5 protein-coding genes are annotated in these 2808 nt (G+C 64.3%); 3 read left to right on the top strand and 2 right to left on the bottom strand.

Annotated elements, in window-relative coordinates; genetic code table 11:
• Nucleotides 1-40: 40 nt before the first annotated feature.
• Nucleotides 41-511, bottom strand: a complete 471-nt coding sequence (locus tag LX15_RS31990) for a hypothetical protein (RefSeq protein WP_253674897.1) — start codon at nucleotides 509-511, stop codon at nucleotides 41-43.
• A gap of 168 nt (nucleotides 512-679) precedes the next feature.
• On the opposite strand from LX15_RS31990, the gene LX15_RS31985 reads away from it, so the two are divergent.
• From LX15_RS31985 to LX15_RS31975, 3 genes are read left to right on the top strand one after another with little or no spacing between them, the layout of a single operon-like run.
• On the top strand, nucleotides 680-1543 hold the full coding sequence (locus tag LX15_RS31985; protein WP_253674896.1) for a helix-turn-helix domain-containing protein: 864 nt from the start codon (nucleotides 680-682) through the stop codon (nucleotides 1541-1543).
• The gene (locus LX15_RS31980; RefSeq protein WP_308213553.1) at nucleotides 1540-1947 is read left to right on the top strand and encodes a DUF397 domain-containing protein; all 408 of its coding nucleotides are present in this window, start codon (nucleotides 1540-1542) and stop codon (nucleotides 1945-1947) included. Before LX15_RS31985 ends, LX15_RS31980 begins: the two co-directional genes overlap by 4 nt.
• Before the next feature lie 22 nt (nucleotides 1948-1969).
• Complete coding sequence (locus tag LX15_RS31975; RefSeq protein ID WP_253674894.1) at nucleotides 1970-2203, top strand: DUF397 domain-containing protein; 234 nt, start codon at nucleotides 1970-1972, stop codon at nucleotides 2201-2203.
• A 108-nt stretch (nucleotides 2204-2311) separates the two neighbouring features.
• On the opposite strand, the gene LX15_RS31970 is transcribed toward LX15_RS31975, so the two are convergent.
• Nucleotides 2312-2808: class IV adenylate cyclase (locus LX15_RS31970; RefSeq protein ID WP_253674893.1), on the bottom strand; the 497-nt coding region annotated here is incomplete at its 5' end.

Raw genomic sequence — 2808 nt, 5'->3', positions numbered from 1 at the left:
CGGTGGCGGGCCGAGGGCAGGGGGTGTTTCGGACGCCATTTCACGACCATGGCGAGGCCCCGTCGAGCGCGGGCAGGGGTGTGGTGGCCTCCGGGTCGACCCCGGGGGTGGGGGTGGGGCCGAGGCGGTGGAGCCGGTCCAGGGTCCGTTCGATCAGGCGTTGAGTCTCGCCGGAAGTCTCGGTGGTGTCTGGGTTTCTCGCGTGAGAGGTCCGGTGTGGACGGGTCCACTGGTGACGGCGGAGGAGGTCCGAGGCGGGCACACCATCCCCACGCGGCCGGAGCGCGTGACGCGGCAGGGATGAGGGCGTGCCGACGGGTTGGGCCGGCACTGGCCGGGCCATGGCGAACACCAAACCGCCGAGCAGCAAGGCGAGCATGCCAGCGGTGACGAACTGGATCACGAGATCTCCCAACCCGCCGGGCACCGCCAACCAACTCTGGGAGGTGTCGGAGACAGCAGCGTCATGCATCTGCGTCAGCCCGGACATGGGATCCACGAGGTTCGGCATGAGATGTGCCCCCTGACTGATCAGAGGAAGGAGCTCCGTCCTGGTTGGCATGACTGAACCACAAACCGGTTACGGTAACCAGGCCCTTACACTCGAATGGGTGGAGCAAGTGGCCCCTTGTACCGTTCGCTGGCGCTCGGGAAGCTCAAGCGCGCAGAGGAGAAGCGCATGCCCTACATGTCCCCAACGGTTGCCACCTGGGAGCTCGCGCTGCGACTACGACAGCGCAGGGAACAGTTGGGCATGGAGGTCGCCACACTCGCGACATCGCTCGGCTTCACCCGCAACTACTGGTCGGCGGTGGAGAACGAACGTAAGATCCTCTCCGTTGAGAAGTTGACCAAAGCCCTGAGTCTTCTTGAGTTCGATGTTGACGAGCAGCGGGAGTTGCTCGAACTCCGCGAGTTTGCCAAGCAGCGGGGCTGGTGGGCGAACTACTCCGCGCTGTTCACCAACGAGCTGGGCCGCTTCTATGGCCTCGAACAAGGTGCGCAGAGCATCCGCACATACGAAAGCATGCTGGTGCCCGGCCTCCTGCAAACCGAGGAGTACGCCCGAGCACTGATCTCCTCAGACCGAGCGAACATCCGGCAGGTGGAAGTCGAACAGCGAGTAGAGATTCGCATGCGTCGGCAGGCGTGTCTCAAGGGTGACAACCCGCTACATCTTACCGCCGTCATCAGCCAAGCGGCCCTTCTTCAACAGACCGGCGGGCCACAAACCCTTCGCGCCCAACTGGCACACCTGGTCAACCTCATCGAAGGCCTCCCCGATACGCTCCATCTACACGTCATTCCGTTTACCGCGTCCGGATGCGGTGTGTTCGGGGCGTCGACGTTCCACCTCATCGACTTCGCCAGTCCGCGCCTACCGACCAGAGCCTGGCAGGAGACTGTCACGGCAGCGGGAATCATCGACGACCCGGACCAGGTGAGAGACCTCAGCCTGACGCACGAGGAGGCACGCCAGCAGAGCCTCGACCTGCGAGACTCGCTCGATCTGATCAAGCAGTGCCACCAGGATCTAGCATGATGCACATGGCTTCCACTTCTGTCACCCACCTTCAGGGACGAGACGGATGGTTCAAGTCGTCCTTCTCATCGAGTAGCACCCAGTGTGTTGAGGTGAAGTTCGACCACGGCGTCGTCCGAGTCCGTGACAGCAAGTACCGGCGAAACCCAGCACATAACCCCTCCCAGGAGCCGATGATCACCGTCTCGACGGGAGAGTGGAACGCCTTCCTGTATGGATTGACCCACCCACCTGCGAGCAGCGTTGTGTCTTCACTTCTTGTGGAAACATCAGAGGACGGATCGGTTCTCCTTCGCTGCGCACGAGGCAAGACCACCCTCTGCTTCACGGAGGGTGAGTGGACGATGTTTCTTGCTGGAGTTTGCGCTGGCGAATTTTTCCCGGCGGAAGTCAATCCTGTATAGGTAGGTCAGGGGTATTTGATCAATGAGGCGAGAGGTCATAGCCAACCCTGTGTCGCCTGGGAACGCTCTGATCGCACATTGGGTGAAGAGCGCTCGCAGCAATCCCTCCCAGTCCTGTGTAGAAGTCGCGGCTCTGGTCGATGGCGTGGCGACAAGGGACTCCAAGAACCGGGACGGGGCCGTCCTGGCTTTCGAGCGGGGTGAGTGGCAGTCGTTCGTGCGAACGGTCAAGCAGGGACGTCTCGCCCTCACCTAAGTGCGGTGAGGGGAAGGCGGGGCCGGGCGTTGGTTGACTGCCCGGCCCCGCCTTCCCCACTTCCGGGAGGAAGGCTGGCTGGCCCCGCGATCGCCGGGGGGTGGTTGGTCAGTGGTCGCGGCCGAGGAGGATGTGCGGGTAGCCGCGGTGAACCCGTGGCCCCAGCTCCACTCCGAGATCGGCGATGACCTTCTCCAGGCGTGCGGTGGCGTCGTCGACGCCGGTGGCGTCGCCGGTGAACTCGAACTCCACGTAGTGGCCCGCCCCGGCAAGGTGGTCGAGGGCGACCTCGACCTCGGGCAGCCGCCAGGTGGTGCGGGTCTTGTCCACGGTGACCAGCGGGGTGAAGCCCAGGGCTTCCACGAGGCGGCGCAGGGCCGCAGGGTCGCCGACCGTGGTCTCGTACTCGTCGGCGTGGGTCTTGATGGTGGCCTCGTGGGGGTGCCAGAGCTTGTAGTTGAGCGAGGAGCCGCGTGCCTCCGTGCGGATGCGAAGCCATTCGGAGATGACGGTCGGGGCGATCTCCTTCATGGGCGATGACCCCGACCGCCCCGGCGACGAGCACGCCGGAGCCTGGGTCACCACGACCGACCAGCCCGTGCGGG

Source organism: Streptoalloteichus tenebrarius, assembly GCF_024171885.1.
Classification (GTDB): domain Bacteria; phylum Actinomycetota; class Actinomycetes; order Mycobacteriales; family Pseudonocardiaceae; genus Streptoalloteichus; species Streptoalloteichus tenebrarius.
The sequence above is the reverse complement of the archived record's forward strand: the minus strand, read 5'-3'. Positions and strand labels throughout refer to the sequence as shown.